The following is an 18,902-nucleotide window of genomic DNA, read 5'->3' as shown; positions in this document are numbered from 1 at the left end:
CCGGTGTGCGGGGCCTCTGCCGTGATGCTCAGCGTCCGAATGTTCAGCGTCCGACGGGGGAGATGTTCAGGCTCATCCCGGCCAGCCCGCGGGCGCGGGTGGTGAGCTTCCCGGCGATCGTGTCCAGCGCCTGCGCCGCGGCGGACTCCGGCTCCCCGAGGACGATCGGGGTGCCGGCGTCGCCGCCCTCGCGCAGCGCGACGTCGAGCGGCACCTGCCCGAGCAGCGGCACCGGTGCGCCGAGGAGCTGGGTCAGCGAGTCGGCGACGGTCTGCCCGCCGCCGGACCCGAAGAGCTCGTTGCGGGAGCCGTCGGGCATCTCCAGCCACGACATGTTCTCCACGACCCCGGCCAGGCGCTGGCGGGTCTGGGTGGCGATCGCGCCGGCCCGCTCGGCGACCTCGGCGGCCGCCTGCTGCGGGGTGGTGACGACCAGGAGCTCGGCGTTCGGCACCAGCTGCGCGGTGGAGATGGCGACGTCACCGGTGCCCGGCGGCAGGTCGAGCAGCAGCACGTCCAGGTCGCCCCAGAAGACGTCGGCCAGGAACTGCTGCAGCGCGCGGTGCAGCATCGGGCCGCGCCACACGACCGGGGTGTTGCCGTCGGTGAACATGCCGATCGAGATGACCTTCACGCCGTGCGACTGCGGCGGCATGATCATGTTCTCGACCTTGGTCGGCCGGTCGTCGGCACCGATCATGCGGGGGACCGAGTGGCCGTAGATGTCGGCGTCGACGACCCCGACCTTCAGCCCGTCCCGGGCCATCGCCGCGGCCAGGTTCACGGTGACCGAGGACTTGCCGACCCCGCCCTTGCCGGAGGCGACGCAGTACACCCGGGTCAGCGAGCCGGGCTGGGCGAACGGGATGACCGGCTCGTCGGCGTCCCCGCGCAGCGAGCGGCGCAGCTCGGTCCGCTGCTCGTCGCTCATCACGTCGAGCTCGACCTCGACCCGCTCGACGCCCGGGACGCGGGTCACCGCGTCGGTGACCCGGGAGGTGATGGTCTCGCGCATCGGACAGCCCGCGACGGTCAGGTAGACCCCGACGTGGGCGAGCCCGTCGGCCGAGACGGCGACGCTCTTGACCATCCCCAGCTCGGTGATCGGCTTGTGGATCTCCGGGTCCTCGACGGTGCCGAGGGCGGCGTGCACCGCCTCTTCGACCGTGCTGGTGCTGCCGGTGACGGGCATGGGTGCAACGACCTCTTTCTCCTGCCGGGGACACCCTCATGCTACGTGTCTGCCCGGACCGTCCCCGCGTCTCCTACCATCCTCCGGGTGGAGGAGGCTTCGGGTGCCGTGGGACGCGCGACCCGGGCACGCCGCCGGGTGGTCCCGACGCGTGAGGAGCTCGCCTCCTGGCGGAGCTTCCTGCGCGCGCACGCCGGCGTCACCCGCACGCTCGAGACCGAGCTGGAGCTCGAGCAGCAGCTCTCGCTGGCGGCCTACGACGTGCTGGTCCAGCTGTCCGAGGCGCCCGGGCACCTGCTGCGGATGACCGAGCTGGCCGACGCGGTGCTGCTGTCGCGGTCCGGGGTGACCCGGCTGGTGGACCGGCTGGAGCGGGCTGGGCTGGTCGTCCGGGCGAAGGTCGTCGGCGACGGGCGCGGGGTCACCGCCCAGCTCACCGAGGCCGGCTACGAGCGCCTGCGGATCGCCGCGACGACCCACCTGCGGGGGGTCCGCCGGCACTTCGCCGACCGGCTCGACGACGACGACCTGACCGACCTCGAGCGGATCTGCCGCAAGCTCATTCCGTGACGCGGCGGGCCGTCCCGGCGGTGCCGTCGGCCGCGCGGCCCTTCCCGCGTCCCCGCCGCCGGTCGGCCGGCCGGCCGTCGGTCTCCGGGTGTGCGGCCGGGTGGTCGCCGGTCCCGGCGGCCCGCTCGACGGCGTCCCGCACCTGCTCGGACAGCTTCTCCAGCTCACCGCGCAGGTAGTCGCGGGTCGCGGTCTCGCCGACGGCGAGGCGCAGCGCGGCCAGCTCGCGGGCCAGGAACTCGGTGTCGGCCTTGGTGCGCTCGGCCCGGCGCCGGTCCTCGTCGAGGGCGATGCGGTCCCGGTCGTCCTGCCGGTTCTGGGCCAGCAGGATCAGCGGCGCCGCGTAGGCGGCCTGGGTGGAGAAGGCCAGGTTGAGCAGGATGAACGGGTAGGGGTCCCACCGGATCTGCCACGCGATGAGGTTCAGCGCGATCCACACCACCACGACCACGGACTGGATGGCGAGGAACCGCCCGGTCCCGAGGAACCGGGCGACCCGCTCGGACAGCCTGGCGAAGCCGTCGGGATCCACCTCGAACCGGCGACGACCGGTGAGCGGCTGGTCCAGCCGCCGTCCGGGAGCGAGCTCAGGCATCGCGCACCTCCGATACGTCCGCCGTCGCGAGTTCGCCGGCGGTCGCCAGTTCGTCGGCGGTCGCAAGGTCCCGGTCCCGCCAGCCCTGCGGCAGCAGGTGGTCGAGCACGTCGTCGACGGTCACGGCGCCGAGCAGGTGGTCGGCCGCGTCCACCACCGGTCCCGCGACCAGGTTGTAGGTGGCGAACCACCGGGTCACCTCACCGAGCCCCGCCTCCGGACCGATCCGCGGCAGCTCGTCGTCGACCATGCCGGCGACCAGCTCGAACGGCGCCGCCCGCAGCAGCTGCTGGGAGTGCACGCAGCCCAGGTACCGCCCGGTCGGGGTGGCGGTGGGCGCCCGGACGACGAACACCATCGACGCCAGCGCCGGCGGCACCTCGGGGTTCCGGATGCGGGCCAGGGCCTCGGCCACCGTCGCGTCCGGGGACAGGGTGATCGGCTCCGGGGTCATCAGGCCGCCCGCGGTGTCCCACTCGTAGCGCAGCAGCCGGCGCACCGGCTCGGACTCGCCGGGTTCCATCAGCTCCAGCAGCCGGCCGGCCTCGTCGTCGGGCAGCTCGCCGAGCAGGTCGGCGGCGTCGTCCGGGCTCATCGCCTCCAGCACGTCGGCGGCCCGGTCCTCGTCCAGGTAGGACAGCAGCTCGCGCTGGTCGGACTCGGACATCTCCTCGAAGACGTCGGCGAGGCGCTCGTCGTCGAGGGCGTCGACGACCTGGCGCTGCCGCCCGTCGGGCAGCCGGGACAGCGCGGCGGCGACGTCCGCCGGCCGCATCGAGTCGAAGACCGCGACCAGCCGGTCGGCGCCCTGCGCGCCGGCGACGTCGAGTCCCGAGACGGCCTCCCATCCGAACACCTCGACCCGCGACCGCCGGGCCAGCCGGGTCCGGCGGAACCGCACCGCCACCCGGGTCGCCGCCCAGTCGCGGGTGCGGGTCGGTTCGATCGCGACGTCGGCGACGGAGCCCTCGGCCCCGGACTCGCGGACCGTGACCGGGGTGTCGAGCAGCTCGCCCAGCACCCGGGTCTCGTTGGGCCGCTGGTCGAAGGCCCGCAGGTTGACCGAGCCGGTGGCGAGGGTGACCGCGGCGGGCGCGACGTCGGCGACCCGCAGCATGGGCACGAAGATGCTCCGCCGGGCGGACAGGTCGACGACCAGGCCGAGCACCCGGGGTGGCCGGGTGTCGACGCGTAACGACACGACGACGTCGCGGACCCTGCCGATCCGCTCGCCGTCCGGGCCGAACACGGCCAGGGCGGCCATGCGCGCGACGAACACCCGAGCCGTGGCCATGGTTCGAGCGTAGAACGGTGCCGGGCGACGGGTGCGGGCGGCGACACGACGGTGCCCGGCCCGGCGACGCGGCAGTGCTCCGCCCGGCGACACGGCAGTGGCCGGCCCGGCGACACGCCGGTGACGTGGGCGGCGCGGGGAGTGGGCCGATTAGGCTCGCCGGGCGTGACCGAGCCCGACCGCGACGACCCCGACGAGGGGTTCGTCCCCGCCCCGGATCCCCTCCACTACGACATCGTCGACGTGTTCACCGACCGCGCCTACGCCGGCAACCCGCTCGCGGTGGTGCACGGTGCGGAGGCCCTCTCGGGGGCGCGCATGCAGGCGATCGCGACCGAGTTCAACCTGTCCGAGACGGCGTTCCCGCTCCCGCCCACGGACGACGTCGCCGACTACCGGGTCCGGATCTTCACCCCGGTCCGCGAGCTGCCCTTCGCCGGGCACCCCAGCGTCGGCACCGCCTGGGTGCTGGCCCGCGACGGCGTGATCGGGCACGGCGACCGGCTGCAGGAGTGCGGCGCCGGGGTCCTCCCGATCCGGGTCGACGGCAGCGGGGCCCGGGTGGAGGGCGGCACCCCGTCCGTCGGCGAGGAGCTCAACGCGGTCCGGCTGGCCGCGGCCGTCGGGCTCGGGCCGGACGACGTCGACGGCGCCGCGGTGCCCGGCGTCGCCGCCGCGGGGGTGGAGTACGCGATCCTGCTCGTGCACCCGGACGCGGTCGCCCGCGCACGCCCCGACGCGGCCGCGATCGCCGCCGTCCGGGAGGGCACCGTCGGCGTCCTGGTGGCCTCGGTGGACGCGGGAGCCGAGCGGGTGCGCGCGCGGATGTTCGCGCCCGGATCCGGGGTCACCGAGGACCCCGCGACCGGCTCCGCGGCTGTCGCGCTGGGCGTGTTCCTGGCTGACCGGGGCCTGGTGCCCGACGACGGCGAGCACCCGTTCGTCGTCACCCAGGGGGTCGAGATGGGCCGGCCCTCGACGCTGCACGCGGGGGTCCGCACCGAGCGCGGGCGGGCCGTCGGCACCTGGGTCGGTGGCTCCGTCGTCGCGGTGGCGAGTGGATCGCTGACCCCGCCTCCCGAACAGGGGTGACCGGCAGGTAACCCCGTTCTGACCACCGGCGGGTGAGAAACCAATCACCTGGACGGGGCGCCCGCGCGATCGGCGTGCCAGCATCGGCGGCGCGGGAGTCACGACCCACCCGCCCGCGAACTCGATGAGGAGCGACGCCTGTGAGCACCACTCTGCGAGCCCGGCGGTCCTGCCTGGCCGTGCCCGGTTCGAGCCAGAAGTTCATCGACAAGGCACGCACGCTGGACTCCGACCAGGTGTTCCTGGACCTCGAGGACGCGTGCGCCCCGCTGGCCAAGCCCGGTGCGCGGACCACCATCGTCGAGTCGCTCAACGAGGGCGGCTGGGGCACGAAGCTCCGGGTGGTCCGGGTGAACGACTGGACGACCGAGTGGACGTTCACCGATGTCGTCGAGGTGGTCGGGGGTGCCGGCGCGAACCTCGACGCGATCATGCTGCCGAAGGTGCAGACCCCGGAGCAGGTCGTCGCGCTGGACCTGCTGATGACCCAGATCGAGAAGGCCAACGGCCTCGAGGTCGGGAAGATCGGCATCGAGGCGCAGATCGAGAACGCGCTCGGCCTGACCAACGTGAACGCGATCGCCACCGCGTCGCCCCGGGTCGAGACGATCATCTTCGGCCCGGCCGACTTCATGGCCTCGATCAACATGAAGTCGCTGGTCGTCGGCGAGCAGCCACCCGGGTACGACGTCGGCGACGCCTACCACCACATCCTGATGTCGATCCTGATGGCGGCCCGGGCGCACGACAAGCAGGCCATCGACGGGCCGTACCTGCAGATCAAGGACGTCGACGGGTTCCGCCGGGTCGCCGGCCGGTCCGCCGCGCTCGGCTACGACGGCAAGTGGGTGCTGCACCCCGGCCAGATCGACGCGGCCAACGAGACGTTCGCTCCGTCGCAGGCCGACTACGACCACGCGGAGAACATCCTCGACGCCTACGAGTGGTTCACCTCGGAGGCCGGTGGCGCGCGGGGTGCCGTGATGCTCGGCGACGAGATGATCGACGAGGCCAGCCGCAAGATGGCGCTGGTGATCTCGGGTAAGGGCCGGGCGGCCGGCATGAGCCGCACCGAGAAGTGGACCCCGCCGGAGGCGTAGCGCCGCAGCCCCGAGCGCACCGTCCTGCCGACCACCGACGTTCACGGAGGAACCATGGCCCGTCTCGCCCGCACCGCCGGACTGACCGACATCCAGGAAGAGATCCTGTCCACCGTCCGCCAGTTCGTGGACAAGGAGATCATCCCGCACGCCACGGCCCTGGAACACTCCGACGCGTACCCGTCCGACATCGTCGACGGGATGAAGGAGATGGGGCTGTTCGGCCTCATGATCCCGGAGGAGTACGGCGGCCTCGGCGAGTCGCTGCTCACCTACGCGCTGGTGGTGGAGGAGATCGCGCGCGGCTGGATGAGCGTCTCCGGCGTGATCAACACCCACTTCATCGTGGCCTACATGCTGCGCCAGCACGGTACGGCCGCGCAGAAGGAGAAGTACCTGCCGCTGATGGCGACGGGGGAGACCCGCGGCTCGTTCTCGATGTCCGAACCGGACCTGGGCTCGGACGTCGCGGCGATCAAGACGAAGGCCGTGCAGGACGGCGACGACTTCGTGATCGACGGCGCCAAGATGTGGCTGACCAACGGCGGCACGTCCAACCTGACCGCGGTGCTCGTCCGCACCGACGAGGGCTCCGAGAAGCCGCACCGCAACCTGACGACGTTCCTGGTCGAGAAGCCCGAGGGCTACGGCGAGGTGCTGCCCGGGCTCCGCGTCCCCGGGAAGATCGACAAGATGGGCTACAAGGGCGTGGACACCACCGAGATGGTGTTCTCCGGCTTCCGGCTCCCGGCGAGTGCGATCCTCGGCGGGGAGCGCGGCAAGGGGTTCGCGCACATGATGGACGGCGTCGAGGTCGGCCGGGTCAACGTCGCGGCCCGGGCCTGCGGCATCGCGATCCGGGCCTTCGAGCTGGGCGTCTCCTACGCCCAGCAGCGCTCCACCTTCGGCACGCCGATCGCGAACCACCAGGCGATCGGCTTCAAGCTCGCCGAGATGGCCACCAAGGTCGAGGCCGCGCACCTGATGATGGTCAATGCGGCCCGGCTGAAGGACCGCGGCGAGCGCAACGACGTCGAGGCCGGGATGGCCAAGATGCTCGCCTCGGAGTACTGCAAGGAGGTCACCGAGGACTCGTTCCGCATCCATGGCGGGTACGGGTACTCCAAGGAGTACGAGATCGAGCGGCTGATGCGCGAGGCCCCGTTCCTGCTGATCGGGGAGGGGACCTCGGAGATCCAGAAGACGATCATCTCGAAGGGTCTGCTGCGGGACTACAAGCTGCGGTAGCACCGGCGAACGTGACGTAGCGGTCGTCGCTAGGCTCCCTGGGCACGCCGGACGGCGCTCGACCGTTGCACCGGTGGTAGGAACATGCTGGGAGCGAGGAGAGCGTCATGACCAACCCCTTCGGCGGACAGCCACGGCCGGCACCCGGGCTGCCGCAGCTGCCCACCCCGCCGACCGGGTGGCCGGTCGGCTCCTACGCCACCTACGAGGAGGCGCAGCGGGCCGTCGACCACCTGGCCGACTCGGACTTCCCGGTGCGGGACGTGACGATCGTCGGCGTCGACCTGATGCTGGTCGAGCGGGTCATCGGCCGCCTGACCTGGAGCCGTGTCCTGGCCTCCGGGGCGGCGTCGGGCGCCTGGCTCGGCCTGTTCGTCGGTCTGCTGCTGTCGCTGTTCTCGCCCGACGGGAGCTTCTGGCCGATCGTGGTCGGTCTCGCCTCGGGCGCGGTGTTCGGGATGGTGTTCGCCGCCGTCGGCTACGGCGCGAGCCGGGGGCGCCGGGACTTCCAGTCGTCGAGCCAGATGGTGGCGGGCCGGTACGACGTCCTGTGCGAGCCGCGCAACGCGGAGAAGGCCCGCGAGATGCTGGCCCGGCTGGCGATGGGCGGCCCGGGCGGGGGTTTCTGACCGGGCCCCGCAGCACGACGACCACTCCGGCCGCCGTCGCCCGAACGGGCGACGGCGGCCGTGCTCGGCGGTACCCGTCCGGTCGATCGTTGCATTGCGCAGTGAGATGCCTATAGTTCGCGCGTCGGACAGACCGGAAGAGGACGCGCGATGACACAGGTGTCAGGCGGCGGCGCTGCGGGGCAGGAACTCCCGCCGGCCGCGGTGGACGAGGACGTACTGCTGCGCGAGCGGCGGGCGTGGACCCCGCTCAAGATCGCGATCTGGGCGACGATCGCGCTGCTGGGCGGCCTGGGCTGGGTGATGATCGCCCTGGTCCGCGGCGAGACGGTGAACGCGATCTGGTTCGTGTTCGCCGCGGTGGCGACCTACCTGATCGCCTACCGCTTCTACTCGACCTACATCGAGGACAAGCTCCTGCGGCCGGACGACCGGCGGGCCACCCCTGCCGAGTACGCCGAGAACGGCCAGGACTTCGTCCCGACCGACCGGCGCGTCCTCTACGGACACCACTTCGCGGCGATCGCCGGCGCGGGCCCGCTGGTCGGCCCGGTGCTCGCGGCCCAGATGGGCTACCTGCCCGGCACGATCTGGATCATCGTCGGGGTCGTCCTGGCCGGTGCGGTGCAGGACTACCTGGTGCTGTTCTTCTCCACCCGCCGCGGCGGGCGCTCGCTCGGCCAGATGGCCCGCGAGGAGCTGGGCAGGGTCGGCGGCACCGCGGCCCTGGTCGCGACGCTCAGCATCATGATCATCCTGATCGCGGTGCTCACGCTGGTGGTCGTGAACGCCCTCGGTGAGAGCCCGTGGGGTGTCTTCTCGGTCGCGCTGACCATCCCGATCGCCCTGTTCATGGGCGTCTACCTGCGCTTCCTGCGCCCGGGCAAGGTCTCCGAGGTCTCCTGGATCGGCTTCGCGCTGCTGATCGGAGCGATCGTGGCCGGCGGCTGGGTCGCCGAGACCGAGTGGGGCCAGGCGCTGTTCACCCTGGAGCGGACGACGATCGCCTGGGGCATCATCGTCTACGGCTTCGTGGCCGCGGTGCTGCCGGTCTGGCTGCTGCTCGCCCCCCGCGACTACCTGTCGACCTTCATGAAGATCGGCACGATCGTCCTGCTCGCGGTCGCGATCATCGTGGTCCGCCCGGAGATCGACGCCCCGGCCTTCAGCGAGTTCGCCGGCCGGGACGACGGCCCGATCGTCGCCGGGTCGCTGTTCCCGTTCCTGTTCGTCACCATCGCCTGCGGCGCGCTGTCCGGGTTCCACGCGCTGATCTCCTCGGGCACCACGCCCAAGCTGGTCGAGAAGGAGCGCCAGACCCGATTCATCGGCTACGGCGGCATGCTGATGGAGTCGTTCGTGGCGATCATGGCGCTGGTCGCGGCGCTGTCCATCGACCGCGGGCTCTACTTCGCGATGAACGTCCCGGCCTCGCTGACCGAGGGCACCGTCGAGGGTGCGGCGCTGTTCGTGAACTCGCTCGGGCTGACCGGCGTCGACGTGACACCGGACCAGCTCGCGACGACCGCGGCGCTGGTCGGCGAGGAGTCGATCGTCTCCCGGACCGGCGGCGCGCCCACGCTGGCGGTCGGGCTCGCGAACATCATGCAGCAGTTCATCGGCGGTCCCGGCATGATGAGCTTCTGGTACCACTTCGCGATCATGTTCGAGGCGCTGTTCATCCTCACCGCGGTGGACGCCGGTACCCGGGTGGCGCGCTTCATGCTGCAGGACGCGATCGGCACCGTCGTCCCGAAGTTCCGCGACACCTCGTGGCGGGTCGGGGCCTGGATCTGCACGGCGCTGATGGTCGGTGGCTGGGGCGCGATCCTGGTGATGGGCGTGACCGACCCGCTCGGCGGGATCAACACGCTCTTCCCACTGTTCGGCATCGCCAACCAGCTGCTCGCCGCGATCGCGCTCGCCGTCTGCCTGGCGATCGCCGCCCGGCGCGGGCACGTCAGATATCTGTGGATCATCGCGGTCCCGCTGGCGTTCGCGGCGGTCGTCACGATCACGGCGTCGATGTACAAGATCTTCTCGCCGAAGCCGGCGATCGGGTACTGGGCGCAGCACGTCGCGTTCCGGGACGCGATCGCCGCGGGGGAGACGAGCTTCGGCAACGCCGGGACACCGGAGGCGATGGCCGCGGTCGTCCGGAACACCTTCGTCCAGGGCACGCTGTCGATCCTGTTCGTGACGCTGGCGATCATCGTGATCGTCACCGCGGTGCTGGCGGCCTGGACGTCGATCCGGATGGGCGGCCGGCCGGGCTTCGAGGCCGACGAGATCCCGTCGAAGATCTACGCGCCGTCCGGCATGATCGCGACGCCGGCGGAGAAGGAGCTGGAGTCCGAGTGGGCGGGGAAGGTCGGGACGACGGTCCGGGCGGGGCACTGATCGGCGATGGCTGACCTCGTGGACCGGCTGCGGAGCCTGAACCGCTTCTGGCGGGGGGTGATCGGGGCGGACAAGTACGACCGCTACCTCGATCACCACCGCCGCGCCGGGCACACCCACCCGCCGATGACCGAGCGGGAGTACTGGCGCGCCCGGACCGAGCACCAGGAGCGGAACCCGCAGGGCCGGTGCTGCTGAGAGAAGCTCGCGGAACGAACCTGGGCGCTGAGAGAAGCTCGCGGAACGAACCTGGGCGCTGATAACGCGGAGTCCTCGTACGACCACCCGGCCGGGCGCGTCGGGTTCCGGCGCGGGTGGTCGGCGGGGGAGGATCACGGCGTGAACGCCGATGCGTGGCAGAGCGACGAGATCCGCCCTCCCACGGTGCACCGCGCCTACGGCCGGGGCGCGTCCGGGTACGACGCCTTCGTCGGGTCGATCCCCGGCTACCGGACGCACCTGCGGGTCTCGGCGTCCCGGATGGGGCTGGGCGACGGCCCGGGGCTGCGGCTGCTCGACATCGGCTGCGGCACCGGGATCTCCACCGAGGCGCTGCTGACCTCGGTGAAGGGCGCCGAGGTGGTGGCGGTGGACGCCTCGACCGAGATGCTCGCCGTCGCCCGGCGGAAGAACTGGTCGCCCCGGGTGACGTTCGTCCACTCCCGGCTCGAGACGCTGGCCGAGGCCGGTGTCCAGGGGCCGTTCGACGGGATCCTGGCGTCCTACCTGGTCTCGAACCTGCCCGACGCCGAGCACGGTCTGCGGCTGCTGCTGTCGCTGCTGGCCCCGGGCGCGCCGCTGGCGGTGCACGACTACGCCGTCGGCGGGGCGCGCGGGCGGATGCGCTGGGCCACCGCGGCCTGGACGTACCTGGTGCCGATGGCCGCGATGCGCTGGGGCGTCGCCGACCTGGCCCGCTACCGGACGAAGCGGATCGGCGCGGCCGGCGGGCCCTCGGTGATGACCCACAAGATGGAGCGGGCCGGGTTCGACGACGTCCGGGTGCAGACCGTCGGCGGTCTCGAGCAGCACCTGGTGCACACGTTCCTGGGACGGCGTCCCGACGAGCCGGACGTCGTGGGGGAACGACGGCAGGCGCGCGCCGCGGCGTCGGTGCTGGCCGCGGCCGGGTTCCGGCCGCGGAGCGAGCCCGCCCCGGCGGCCGGGGAGCCTCCGGAGGAGGCGCCGGCCGAGGACGGGCCCGCCGCGGTGGACGACGGCGGCCCGCAGGACCCGGGCTACGCCGACGAGCTGCCCGACGACCTCGACGAGGACGGCCGCCCGGCCGCCGGTGGCGAGGACGAGGGCGCCGAGGACGACGACACCCGCGCCGGCACCGGCGGCGAGGACGATGTCGACGACGGAGACCTCGGCGGCGGCGACGACAGCGGTGATCCCGCCGACGGCGACGACGGCGGCCGGAGGGCCGGTGGGGGCGGGGCGAGGCCGGGGAACGGCCGGCGGCGGCTCGGCATCCGCCGGCCGCGCCCGGCGCATCCCGAGGAGGAGCCGCCGACCCCGCCGACCGGCACGCCGCGGGTCTGAGCCGGGAGTCCGGCCCGTCGGCGGGGTCCCGGCACCGCCGGCCCGTCGCCGGCGTCAGAGCCAGCCGTTGCGGCGGAAGTTGCGGTACAGCAGCGTACAGATGGTCGCGATGACCAGCAGCACCATCGGGTAGCCGAAGTCCCAGTGCAGCTCGGGCATGATGTCGAAGTTCATCCCGTAGACCCCGGCGACCATCGTCGGCACGGAGATCAGGCCGGCGTAGGCGGTGATCTTCCGCATGTCGTTGTTCTGCCGCATGCTGATCTTCGCCAGCACCGCGTCGACCAGCGTGGTCAGCAGCTCGTTGAACCCGGCCACCTGCTCGGCGACGCCGCCGAGGTGGTCGTCGACGTCGCGGAAGTAGGACCGCACCTCGTGCGGGACCAGCGCGCTGTAGCCCTCGGAGAGCTTGCGCATCGGCCCGACCAGCGGCATGACCGCGCGGCGCAGGTCGAGGATCTCGCGCTTCATCACGTAGATCTGCTCGGGGTTCATCGGCGAACCGGGGGAGAAGACCTCGGCCTCGACGGCGTCGAGGTCGCCCTCGATCTGCCGGACCACCTCGATGTAGGAGTCCACGACGTGGTCGGCGATGGCGTGCAGCACCGCGGCGGGCCCCAGCGCCAGCTGTTCGGGGTCGTCCTCCAGCCGGCGGCGGACGTCGCGCAGCCCGGTGTGCCGGCCGTGCCGGACGGTGACGACGAAGTCCCGGCCCAGGAACGCCATCACCTCGCCGGTCTCGACGATCTCGTTCGCCGTCGTCGGGTCGTCACGACCGACGTAGCGGACGGTCTTGAGCACCATGAACAGCGTCTCGTCGTACCGCTCGAGCTTGGGCCGGTTGTGCGCGTGCACCGCGTCCTCGACGGCCAGCTCGTGCAGGCCGTAGGTCTCGGCGACCCCGGAGATCTGCTCGGCGTCCGGCTCGTGCAGCCCGATCCACACGAAGCCCTCGCCGCGCTCGCGGACCTCGGCGATCGCCTCGTCGTGGGTCCAGCGGCCGGTGAGCCGGACCCCGTCGACGTAGACGGCGCAGTCGACGACGTAGGCCGACAGCGGCACCCGCAGCGGCGAGAGCGGACGGTGGGCCTCGGCCCGGGCGGCGGCGCGCGCCGCCCGGCGGACCCGTGTCGTGCGGAGCCGGGAGAGCGAGGGCGACACCGCGGACCCACCTTCCGTACCTCTCCGGCCGGCGGGGGTGTGACGTGTCCGACCGGTCGTGCAGCCGTCCGCGCGCGGACCGGCCGATAGGTTACCCCCGAAAACGATCGTGAGGCGACGGGAGCGTGAACGATGCAGTTCGGGCGCTACTACGAGGAGTTCGAGGTCGGTGCGGTCTACAAGCACTGGCCCGGCAAGACCGTGACCGAGTACGACGACCACCTGTTCTGCCTGCTCACGATGAACCACCATCCGCTGCACATGGACGCCCACTACGCCGGGGAGACCACCGACTTCGGGCGCAACGTGGTGGTCGGCAACTACGTCTACTCGCTGCTGCTGGGCATGTCCGTGCCGGACGTCTCGGGCAAGGCGATCGCCAACCTCGAGGTCGAGTCGCTCAAGCACACGAAGCCGACCTTCCACGGTGACACCATCTACGGCGAGACCGAGGTGCTGGACAAGACGCCGTCGAGGTCGAAGGACGACCGCGGCGTGGTGTACGTCGAGACCCGCGGCTACAAGCAGGACGGCACCGTGGTGTGCACGTTCCGCCGCAAGGTCATGGTGCCGACGCGGTCCTACGGCGACGCCCGTGGTGGCGAGCAGCCCGGCCGCCCGGTCCCGCAGGCCTGAGCCGCACGGCGCGCCGGTCAGCGGCGGGGGAGGACGTCCCAGCCGTGCAGCGTCTCGGTGAGACCGTCGACGACGTCGAGTCCCGCATAACCGGCCCGGTCGACGAACCGGGCGTCGTCGGCGTCGTCCCCGGCGTGCGGCTCGGAAGGGCCGCCGGGGGCGAGGGTGCACAGGTAGTCGGCGATCCGGTAGGGGCCGCGGTGCACCACGCCCACCAGCGGGCCCGGCCGTACCACCAGCCCGGTCTCCTCGGCGAGTTCCCGGACGACGGCGGTGTGGTCGTCCTCGCCCGGCTCGACCCGCCCGCCGGGCACCGACCAGAGGCCGCGGCCCGGCTCGTTCGCCCGGCGCACCAGCAGTAGCCGGCCGTCCGGGTCGAACACGATTCCCCCGACGCAGGCGATGTGCTGGCTACGGACCGTCATCCGGAGCGACGGTACGCCGCGGCCGGGTGTCGCTCCGGTGTCGGTGGCAGGGCGGTTGTGCGACAACGCAAGCACGATTCGATCAACGGTCGGTCGGGCGCGGATCCGCCCGCGGACCCGGACGAGCGGCCGCCACCCGCATCGGTGCTGGTCGGAGCGGGTGTACGCTGCGCCGATCGGGGGTGCCGTCCGTCGACCCGTGCGCCGGAATCCGCCTAGTCGGGGGACGTGTCGGCTACAGTCGGTCATCCGGAATGACGGTACGCTGCTCGGGTGGCCGGTACCGGCGTCGGTGTGACGTCAGGTACCACATACGAGGTAAGTCCCCACGGGCCGGAACGGATGGGCGGATAACGTGCGCAGGCTCCTGATCCTGATCGCTGTGGCACTGGGAATCTTCCTGGTGATCACCGCTCCGAGCGCGGCGGCGAACTCGGTCTCGAACGTCGGCAACATCCTCTACGACGCGGCGCAGTCGGTCTCCACGTTCGTCACCTCGTTGATCTGACCCCGTGCTCGCGCCCCGGGAGATCGACGAGTACCTGCTCCCCACGGAGCGGCGGGTCATCCGCGTGCGCCAGCACTGGGCGGTCATGGCGAAGCACATGACCCAGACGGCGACCTTCATCCTGGTCGTGGTCGGGACCCAGGTCCTCTTCGCGCAGACCGAGGTCGCCCGCGAGGTCACCGTCGTCATCGACAACCTGTCGTTCTACCTGGTGCTGGTGGCGGTGCTGCGGTTCACCGCGCTCACCATCCTGTGGTGGATCGAACGGATCGTGATCACCGACAAGCGGGTGATGATCGCCCAGGGGATCATCGTGCACAACGTCGGCATGATGCCGCTGGGCAAGGTCACCGACCTGACGTTCCGGCGGACCCTGTCCGGGCGCATGCTCGGCTACGGGACGATGGTCGTCGAGTCCGCGGGTCAGATCCAGGCGCTCAACCAGATCGACTTCATGCCCCGGCCGGAGGAGATCTACGAGGCGCTCTCCGAGCTCGTGTTCGGCGAGAAGGGCAAGACGCGCGCCACCGGGATGCTGGCGAAGCCCCGCTGGCGGCGGTAGGCGTTAGCCTGCCCCGATGGTCCCGCCCGTGATCGACCTGCACGCCCACTCCACCGCCTCCGACGGCACCGACTCGCCCGCCGGGCTGGTCCGTGCCGCGGGCGCCGCGGGACTGGACGTCGTCGCGATCACCGACCACGACACCACCGGCGGCTGGGCCGAGGCGGTCGCCGCGTGCCCGCCCGGGCTCCGGCTCGTCCGCGGGGCCGAGTTCTCCTGCCTCAGCCCGACCGGGCGCGAGGGCGAGCCGCGCTGCTCGGTGCACCTGCTCGGCTACCTGTTCGACCCGGAGCACCCGGCGATCGTCGCCGAGCAGGAGCGACTGCGCACCGAGCGGGTGCAGCGGCTGCACCGGATGATCGGCCGGATGGCCGCCGACGGCTACCCGGTCGACGTCGACACCGTCTTCGCGCACCTGCCCGAGGGCGCCAGCGCCGGCCGGCCGCACCTGGCCCGCGCGCTGGTGGCGGCGGGCGTCGTCGGGTCGGTGGACGAGGCGTTCGCCGAGCTGCTGCACAACGACAGCCCGTACTACGTGCCGCGCGCCGACACCCCGGTGGAGACCGCGGTCGAGATGATCGCGACGGCCGGCGGGGTGGCGGTGTTCGCGCACCCGCTGGCCCGCGTCCGCGGCCGGGTGGTGGAGCCCTCGGTGCTGGTCGACCTGGCGGCGCGCGGGCTCGGCGGGGTCGAGGTCGACCACCCGAACCACGGGCCCGAGGACCGGGCGCTGCTGCGCCGGCTCACGGCCGAGCACGGCCTGCTGGCCACCGGCTCCAGCGACTACCACGGCACGAACAAGACCACCCCGCTCGCCGCGGAGACCACCGACCCCGAGGTGTTCGAGACGCTCGTCGCACGGGCGCACGGGGTGGCGGTGGTGGGGGCCTGAGGCGTGGGTGCGTCGTGACCGTCGGCGATCATCCGCGCGGTACCGTGGGTGGATGCCCCGGACAACCCCGCCCGACTCCGGGAGCCCGAACGGCCAGCTCGGCCTCGACCTGCTGGACCCGGACTTCGGTGCGGCGGCCCTGCACCGGGTGACCCCGGCCCGCCTCGACACCTGGGACACCTGCCGGCGCCGCTACCGGATGCTGCATGTGGACTCACCGCCTCCGGCGCGCGGCGGCGCGTTCGCGCACACCACGCTCGGCGCGGTCGTGCACCTGGCGCTGCGGTCGCTCGCCGGCCTGCCCGCGCACCGGCGCACCCCGGTGGAGGCGGCCGCGCTCGTCCGGCGGCACTGGTCCGGCGAGGGCTTCGCCGACGACGCCCAGGAGGCGCGGTACCGGGAGCGGGCCGAGGACTGGCTGGCGGCCGCCGCCGCGGGCCCGGCCGGATCGGCCGAGCCAGTCGCCGTCGAGCGGTGGGTGAGCGCACCGGTCGGCGGGCTGCTCGTGGAGGGGCGGATCGACCGGCTCGACTCCGACCCCGCCGACGACGGCGCGCTCACCGTCGTCGACTTCAAGACCGGCCGGCGCGTCCCCACCGAGGACGACGCCCGCGACTCACGCCAGCTGGCGCTCTACGCGGTCGCGGCCGCGCACGTGTTCCGGCGCCGGTGCGAGCGGGTGGAGCTGCACCACGTGCCGACCGGACGGGTCGCCGGGTTCACCCACGACGACGTCACGCTGGGTGCGCACGTCGCGGCGGCCGAGGCGTCGGCGTCGGACGCCGCGGAGGCCACCGCCGCCGTCCGGACCGGGGGAGACCCCGACCTGCTGTTCCCGCCGCGCACCGGCGGCCACTGCGGGACCTGCCCGGTACGGCGGCACTGCCCCGACGGCCGGGCCGCGGTGTCCGAGCCGCGGCCGTGGGAGCTGCTCGTCCCGTGACCGGTTTCCGCGACCCGCTGCCGGGCGCCCCCGGAGCGCGGCGTCCCGGGCCGCGCGACGGGGCCGGTCCGCGTCCACCGGGAGGCCCCGCGCGCCGGAGCGGCATGCCCTCCGACCCCGGTGCGGCGGAGGCGCCGACCCGGCCCGCGCGGCACGGCCCGCCGGCTCCGGGCCGGACCCCGGCAGGCCGCCCCGGGGCGGTGGCTCCGGCCGGGCGGGATCCGGTGCCCGGCGCCGGTTCGCGGCGCGGGCTGGGCGGTGCCGCGGGTGGGGCCGGCACGGCTCGCGACGGCCGTCCGGACCCGGCCGGGCAGCACCCGGCCGCCGGACCGCCGCGGCGGAACCGCGCCGGACGCGGCGACGGCGCGGACCGTGCCGATCGCGCGGACCGTGCCGATCGCGCGGACCGTGCCGATCGCGCGGACCGTGCCGGTCGCTCCGACCGGGGGGCTCGTCCCGGCCCGGACACCGGCGGGCGCGTGCTCCGTGGCCTGAGCGGCGTGCTCGCCGGCGGCCTCGTCGTGCTCGCGCTCGTCCTGGCCGGCGTCGAGTGGCTGGCCGGGCGCGGAGGCCTGCCGGGGCCGGGGCCCGGGGACCTCACCACACACCTGCTCGCCGCCGTGGGCGCGATCGCCGGGCAGGTCGTCGCCGACCGGCGCGGGGACCGGACGGGCACGCTCGCCGCGCTCGGCGTCATCGGGCTCGCCGCGGCCGTCCTCGGCTTCGGCTGGTTCCTGTAGCGCCGCGCGGGCCCGCCGTCGCGATCCCGGACCGGCCGCTCGCACGACCACCGAGCCCCGGTCCCAGCCTCCGGTGCGTCGGTGTGAGCAGAGCAGAGGCGGGCCGGAATCAGGCCGGTCAGGCCGGCCCGAGCACCACGACCTCGTCGCCGCGCAGCTCCACCAGCAGCCCGCCCTGCGCGGTGACCTGCACCGGGCCGTCCCAGCCGTCGCGGTCCACCGGGACGGTCCGGCCGACCGTGCCGGTGTCCGGGTCGACGTCGGCGAGCCCGCCGGCGACCGGCACCAGCAGCCGGTCGCCGTAGCGGGTCCCGGGGCCGGTCGTGTCCGGGACGGTCCAGCGCGGCTGCAGGGTGCGGGCGTCCAGGGCGACGGTCGCGCCGCCGGTCCACCAGTAGCGGGAGGTGTCGTCGGTGCTGGTGCGGGCGACGCCGTCGGCGGGCACGTTCACCGTCCGCCCGACGTCGACCGGGAACTCGCCGACCCGCTTGCCCGCCCGGTCGAGGAGCAGCAGCCGTGGTTCGCCCGGGAGCAGGACCGCGGCGCGGTCCTCGGCGAGGGCGATGAGCCGGGCGTCGTCGGTGCCGAGCCGCTCGGAGAAGTCGAACTCCGGGCGGTTGCCGTCGCTCTCGCTGGGCCGGATCACCGAGAGCCGTTCCCCGGTCTCGCCGGGGCACTGCTCGAGGACGCCGGCGCGGTCGCCGGCCGAGGCGAAGGACCGGAAGGTGCACCCGGCCCGTGGCTGGTCACCGGGCTCCTCGGCGGCCCGGACGGTGCCGTACTCGGCGGTGCGGACCAGGTCGGAGCGGAACGTCTCGACGTAGTCCTCGCCCGTCGCGAGCACCGGGTCCTGGCCGATGAGGCGGGTCCCGGGACGGGCGTCGAGGGTCCGGGCGGGGCCGCGCCGCCCGTCGTCCGGGGTGAGCGTGCTCAGCTCGGAGCAGTACTCGTCGTTGCGGTAGAGGGCCAGCACCCGGCCGTCGGCGGCGCCGACGGTGCACAGCGGCAGGTCACGGGTGTAGCTCCAGCGTTCCGCCCCGGTGCGCGCGTCGCGGCCGGACACCCGCGACCCCTCGGCGACGACGACGCCGTCCCCGGCCGCGAGCGGGACCGGCGTGGCCGGGCTCGGCGCCCGCCAGAGCTCGCCGAGAGCCGCCGGTATCCCGCCGACCCCGGGCGGTGCGGCCGCCGGTGCGCTCGCCGGCACCGACTCGGTGCGCGCCGCCGGGCTCTGCACCGCGTAGAGCAGTGCGGCACCTCCCAGCAGCAGCACGAGCACCGCGGCGACCAGTCGGTCGCCGCGGTGTCGTCGTTCGGCAGGGACCCCCGGCCAGGGCCGCAGGTCCCGCGGCCGCAGCACGCGGGACGCG

At 73.4% G+C, this 18,902-nt stretch carries 20 protein-coding genes; 14 read left to right on the top strand and 6 right to left on the bottom strand.

Features of this window, described 5'->3' with window-relative positions; genetic code table 11:
- Window positions 1-43: 43 nt before the first annotated feature.
- The gene (locus tag WIS52_RS13775) at window positions 44-1,192 is read right to left on the bottom strand and encodes an Mrp/NBP35 family ATP-binding protein (RefSeq protein ID WP_349298615.1); all 1,149 of its coding nucleotides are present in this window, start codon (window positions 1,190-1,192) and stop codon (window positions 44-46) included.
- 87 nt (window positions 1,193-1,279) lie between these two features.
- Here WIS52_RS13775 and WIS52_RS13770 point away from each other — a divergent pair, with 87 nt between their 5' ends.
- A complete protein-coding gene (locus tag WIS52_RS13770) occupies window positions 1,280-1,762 on the top strand; it encodes a MarR family winged helix-turn-helix transcriptional regulator (protein ID WP_349298614.1) in 483 nt (160 codons plus the stop codon).
- Here WIS52_RS13770 and WIS52_RS13765 read toward each other — a convergent pair.
- Both WIS52_RS13765 and WIS52_RS13760 read right to left on the bottom strand, forming a co-directional pair.
- Entirely contained in the window at window positions 1,752-2,357 is a 606-nt protein-coding gene (locus WIS52_RS13765) for a DUF1003 domain-containing protein (protein WP_349298613.1), read from the bottom strand. The genes WIS52_RS13770 and WIS52_RS13765 overlap by 11 nt on opposite strands.
- Window positions 2,350-3,651, bottom strand: coding sequence for a magnesium transporter MgtE N-terminal domain-containing protein (locus WIS52_RS13760; protein WP_349298612.1), 1,302 nt, complete (start codon window positions 3,649-3,651; stop codon window positions 2,350-2,352). Before WIS52_RS13760 ends, WIS52_RS13765 begins: the two co-directional genes overlap by 8 nt.
- 165 nt (window positions 3,652-3,816) lie before the next feature.
- Between WIS52_RS13760 and WIS52_RS13755 the strand changes: the two genes are divergently transcribed.
- The 7 genes from WIS52_RS13755 to WIS52_RS13725 all read left to right on the top strand — a co-directional run bounded on the left by WIS52_RS13755 (window position 3,817) and on the right by WIS52_RS13725 (window position 11,665).
- A complete protein-coding gene (locus WIS52_RS13755) occupies window positions 3,817-4,743 on the top strand; it encodes a PhzF family phenazine biosynthesis protein (protein ID WP_349298611.1) in 927 nt (308 codons plus the stop codon).
- Window positions 4,744-4,883: 140 nt separating this feature from the next.
- On the top strand, window positions 4,884-5,843 hold the full coding sequence (locus WIS52_RS13750; protein WP_349298610.1) for an HpcH/HpaI aldolase/citrate lyase family protein: 960 nt from the start codon (window positions 4,884-4,886) through the stop codon (window positions 5,841-5,843).
- A gap of 54 nt (window positions 5,844-5,897) precedes the next feature.
- Window positions 5,898-7,091 carry an acyl-CoA dehydrogenase family protein gene (locus WIS52_RS13745; protein WP_349298609.1) on the top strand — a complete coding sequence of 398 codons (1,194 nt, stop codon included), beginning with the start codon at window positions 5,898-5,900 and terminating at the stop codon, window positions 7,089-7,091.
- A 107-nt stretch (window positions 7,092-7,198) separates the two neighbouring features.
- On the top strand, window positions 7,199-7,720 hold the full coding sequence (locus WIS52_RS13740; RefSeq protein WP_349298608.1) for a general stress protein: 522 nt from the start codon (window positions 7,199-7,201) through the stop codon (window positions 7,718-7,720).
- 150 nt (window positions 7,721-7,870) lie between these two features.
- Window positions 7,871-10,120 (top strand): carbon starvation CstA family protein, encoded by a 2,250-nt coding sequence (locus WIS52_RS13735; RefSeq protein ID WP_349298607.1) that lies wholly within the window; start codon window positions 7,871-7,873, stop codon window positions 10,118-10,120.
- A 6-nt stretch (window positions 10,121-10,126) separates the two neighbouring features.
- A complete protein-coding gene (locus WIS52_RS13730; RefSeq protein ID WP_349298606.1) occupies window positions 10,127-10,318 on the top strand; it encodes a YbdD/YjiX family protein in 192 nt (63 codons plus the stop codon).
- A 141-nt stretch (window positions 10,319-10,459) separates the two neighbouring features.
- The gene (locus WIS52_RS13725) at window positions 10,460-11,665 is read left to right on the top strand and encodes a class I SAM-dependent methyltransferase (RefSeq protein ID WP_349298605.1); all 1,206 of its coding nucleotides are present in this window, start codon (window positions 10,460-10,462) and stop codon (window positions 11,663-11,665) included.
- A 54-nt stretch (window positions 11,666-11,719) separates the two neighbouring features.
- On the opposite strand, the gene corA is transcribed toward WIS52_RS13725, so the two are convergent.
- Entirely contained in the window at window positions 11,720-12,826 is a 1,107-nt protein-coding gene (gene corA, locus WIS52_RS13720; RefSeq protein WP_349298604.1) for a magnesium/cobalt transporter CorA, read from the bottom strand.
- A gap of 132 nt (window positions 12,827-12,958) precedes the next feature.
- Here corA and WIS52_RS13715 point away from each other — a divergent pair, with 132 nt between their 5' ends.
- Window positions 12,959-13,462, top strand: coding sequence for a MaoC family dehydratase (locus tag WIS52_RS13715; RefSeq protein ID WP_349298603.1), 504 nt, complete (start codon window positions 12,959-12,961; stop codon window positions 13,460-13,462).
- A 17-nt stretch (window positions 13,463-13,479) separates the two neighbouring features.
- Here WIS52_RS13715 and WIS52_RS13710 read toward each other — a convergent pair whose 3' ends face one another.
- A complete protein-coding gene (locus tag WIS52_RS13710) occupies window positions 13,480-13,887 on the bottom strand; it encodes an NUDIX hydrolase (RefSeq protein ID WP_349298602.1) in 408 nt (135 codons plus the stop codon).
- Between the two features lie 355 nt (window positions 13,888-14,242).
- Here WIS52_RS13710 and WIS52_RS13705 point away from each other — a divergent pair, with 355 nt between their 5' ends.
- The 5 genes from WIS52_RS13705 (at window position 14,243) to WIS52_RS13685 (ending at window position 17,532) form a co-directional block, all read left to right on the top strand.
- The gene (locus WIS52_RS13705) at window positions 14,243-14,395 is read left to right on the top strand and encodes a hypothetical protein (protein ID WP_349298601.1); all 153 of its coding nucleotides are present in this window, start codon (window positions 14,243-14,245) and stop codon (window positions 14,393-14,395) included.
- A gap of 4 nt (window positions 14,396-14,399) precedes the next feature.
- Complete coding sequence (locus WIS52_RS13700; protein WP_349298600.1) at window positions 14,400-14,957, top strand: PH domain-containing protein; 558 nt, start codon at window positions 14,400-14,402, stop codon at window positions 14,955-14,957.
- A 16-nt stretch (window positions 14,958-14,973) separates the two neighbouring features.
- On the top strand, window positions 14,974-15,849 hold the full coding sequence (locus WIS52_RS13695; RefSeq protein ID WP_349298599.1) for a PHP domain-containing protein: 876 nt from the start codon (window positions 14,974-14,976) through the stop codon (window positions 15,847-15,849).
- Window positions 15,850-15,901: 52 nt separating this feature from the next.
- The gene (locus tag WIS52_RS13690; protein WP_349298598.1) at window positions 15,902-16,792 is read left to right on the top strand and encodes a RecB family exonuclease; all 891 of its coding nucleotides are present in this window, start codon (window positions 15,902-15,904) and stop codon (window positions 16,790-16,792) included.
- A 479-nt stretch (window positions 16,793-17,271) separates the two neighbouring features.
- Window positions 17,272-17,532: a hypothetical protein gene (locus tag WIS52_RS13685; RefSeq protein ID WP_349298597.1), complete on the top strand. Its 261-nt coding sequence runs from the start codon at window positions 17,272-17,274 to the stop codon at window positions 17,530-17,532.
- 118 nt (window positions 17,533-17,650) lie between these two features.
- Here the strand turns inward: WIS52_RS13685 and WIS52_RS13680 are convergent, their stop codons facing one another.
- Window positions 17,651-18,892, bottom strand: coding sequence for an Rv3212 family protein (locus WIS52_RS13680; RefSeq protein WP_349298596.1), 1,242 nt, complete (start codon window positions 18,890-18,892; stop codon window positions 17,651-17,653).
- Window positions 18,893-18,902 lie beyond the last annotated feature (10 nt).

The sequence above is a fragment of the Pseudonocardia nematodicida genome (assembly GCF_040105385.1).
GTDB lineage: Bacteria > Actinomycetota > Actinomycetes > Mycobacteriales > Pseudonocardiaceae > Pseudonocardia > Pseudonocardia nematodicida.
This window is presented reverse-complemented; position numbering and strand designations above follow the sequence as displayed.

Coding starts and splice junctions, on each gene's coding strand:
- WIS52_RS13775 (WP_349298615.1), bottom strand. CDS start 1,192: ATGCCCGTCACCGGCAGCACCAGCACGGTCGAAGAGGCGGTGCACGCC.
- WIS52_RS13765 (WP_349298613.1), bottom strand. CDS start 2,357: ATGCCTGAGCTCGCTCCCGGACGGCGGCTGGACCAGCCGCTCACCGGT.
- WIS52_RS13760 (WP_349298612.1), bottom strand. CDS start 3,651: ATGGCCACGGCTCGGGTGTTCGTCGCGCGCATGGCCGCCCTGGCCGTG.
- WIS52_RS13745 (WP_349298609.1), top strand. CDS start 5,898: ATGGCCCGTCTCGCCCGCACCGCCGGACTGACCGACATCCAGGAAGAG.
- WIS52_RS13740 (WP_349298608.1), top strand. CDS start 7,199: ATGACCAACCCCTTCGGCGGACAGCCACGGCCGGCACCCGGGCTGCCG.
- WIS52_RS13735 (WP_349298607.1), top strand. CDS start 7,871: ATGACACAGGTGTCAGGCGGCGGCGCTGCGGGGCAGGAACTCCCGCCG.
- WIS52_RS13730 (WP_349298606.1), top strand. CDS start 10,127: ATGGCTGACCTCGTGGACCGGCTGCGGAGCCTGAACCGCTTCTGGCGG.
- WIS52_RS13715 (WP_349298603.1), top strand. CDS start 12,959: ATGCAGTTCGGGCGCTACTACGAGGAGTTCGAGGTCGGTGCGGTCTAC.
- WIS52_RS13710 (WP_349298602.1), bottom strand. CDS start 13,887: ATGACGGTCCGTAGCCAGCACATCGCCTGCGTCGGGGGAATCGTGTTC.
- WIS52_RS13695 (WP_349298599.1), top strand. CDS start 14,974: ATGGTCCCGCCCGTGATCGACCTGCACGCCCACTCCACCGCCTCCGAC.
- WIS52_RS13690 (WP_349298598.1), top strand. CDS start 15,902: ATGCCCCGGACAACCCCGCCCGACTCCGGGAGCCCGAACGGCCAGCTC.